Here is a 958-nt window from a genome sequence, read left to right on the forward strand (position 1 = left end):
CAAGCGAAGGGCGATACGTGAAAGGATTTGCCAAAGCTTATTCACTAGAGGGTAAGGGCTTCTCTGGCGTTCGTTTGAATCATCTAAGAGAAGGGCATAAAAAGAGAGAAGCGACCCCAGCTTAAACCTTCGACTGTGCGGAAAAAAGGCAAAAAAAGAGCCGCATGACGAGCAGTGCGGCTAAGGGACAAGAACTGAAAAACATCTAAAAGACTGAAATCTTATTAAAGCTTACGGCGCACATTTTTTAATGGATCACTCGTCAAAGGGTTTTCATAAAATAGTGCTTGGAGGCGGAGGGATGGTTTCTTAGCGCATATGTCTGCTACGAAGAGCGGTGCTAGGGCGATAGAGAATATCGCCCCATTTTCGTGCCGGTCGAGTTTTACACTTTAAAAATAGAGAGTTTGGCTTTCAGATCTTCAGCGGCTTGTAGGGTATCCATCGATAGACTCTCAACTTCGTCTGAAATGCCGTGAGCTTCTTGGCCATATGCAGATAGGCGATTGGCATTTTCGCTTATTTCATTTGAGACTGAACTTTGTTCTTCCGCAGCGGATGCAATTTGAATGCTCATTTGCGAGACAAGGCCGATGGCACCTGAAATCTGCTCAAAGGCCTCTTTTGCTTGGCTCGCCTTTTCAACAGACTTCTCGGCAACCTCTTTGCCACTGCTCATGGTCGCATGTGCAGAATCAGCACTGCGCTGAAGCATGTCGACCATTTGTTGAATTTCCTCGGTCGAGGTTTGTGTTCGCGAGGCAAGGGCTCTTACTTCGTCGGCAACAACGGCGAAGCCACGGCCTTGCTCTCCCGCTCTTGCTGCTTCAATGGCGGCGTTCAGTGCAAGTAGATTTGTTTGCTCCGCAATTCCTTGAATAACGCTAACCACTTCGTGAATTTTGTCGGTATCACTTTTAAGCTGTTCAATTTTTTCAGCTGCACCGCCAACATCCGC

Annotated in this window: 1 protein-coding gene; it reads right to left on the bottom strand. The window is 47.3% G+C overall.

Features of this window, described 5'->3' with window-relative positions:
• Positions 1-385: 385 nt before the first annotated feature.
• The coding region (locus tag A3751_RS15595; RefSeq protein ID WP_231876911.1) for a methyl-accepting chemotaxis protein at positions 386-958 on the bottom strand (573 nt) is incomplete at its 5' end.

This window comes from Oleiphilus sp. HI0080 (assembly GCF_001635135.1).